At 51.0% G+C, this 682-nt stretch carries 2 tRNA genes and 1 rRNA gene (1 of these 3 cut by a window edge); all 3 read left to right on the top strand.

Features of this window, described 5'->3' with window-relative positions:
* The first annotated feature begins 78 nt into the window (after positions 1-78).
* A tRNA-Ile gene (locus ACFQNG_RS10370) sits at positions 79-155 on the top strand.
* 9 nt (positions 156-164) lie between these two features.
* A tRNA-Ala gene (locus ACFQNG_RS10365) sits at positions 165-240 on the top strand.
* 164 nt (positions 241-404) lie between these two features.
* A 23S ribosomal RNA gene (locus ACFQNG_RS10360) occupies positions 405-682 on the top strand (its annotated part continues 372 nt past the right edge of the window); the annotation flags it as partial.

Here is a 682-nt window from a genome sequence, read left to right as displayed (position 1 = left end):
CGAGCTAAATGAACGAACACTTTCTCAGGTCACGGTTTACTCACTCTTTAGTTTTGAAGGAATACTCCTTCAAGTTTCGGGCCTATAGCTCAGTTGGTTAGAGCGCACGCCTGATAAGCGTGAGGTCGGCTGTTCGAGTCAGCCTAGGCCCACCAGTTTCATATGGGGCTATAGCTCAGCTGGGAGAGCACCTGCCTTGCAAGCAGGGGGTCAGCGGTTCGAATCCGCTTAGCTCCACCATTTTCCTCATTAGGAGGAATCGCACCTTGAAAATTAGATATGGAATAAAGCAACGAGGGTAAGAAGGAAGCTTGAAACGACCTTCTTACACTTTCAGTCAAGTTGCAAATCACCGGAGAGATACCGAGCGGCATAGCGATATGCTGCAACAATAACCTTAAGTAGGTTAAGCTACTAAGGGCACACGGTGGATGCCTTGGCGCTAGGAGCCGATGAAGGACGGGACGAACACCGATATGCTTCGGGGAGCTGTAAGTAAGCGTTGATCCGGAGATTTCCGAATGGGGTAACCCACCAGCTTGAAGAGCTGGTACCGCCATCTGAATCCATAGGGTGGTTGGAGGCAGACCAGGGGAACTGAAACATCTAAGTACCCTGAGGAAGAGAAAGCAAACGCGATTCCCTGAGTAGCGGCGAGCGAAACGGGAACAGCCCAAACCGG

Origin of the sequence: Laceyella putida, assembly GCF_042665195.1 — a bacterium.
Taxonomy (GTDB): domain Bacteria; phylum Bacillota; class Bacilli; order Thermoactinomycetales; family Thermoactinomycetaceae; genus Laceyella; species Laceyella putida.
This window is presented reverse-complemented; position numbering and strand designations above follow the sequence as displayed.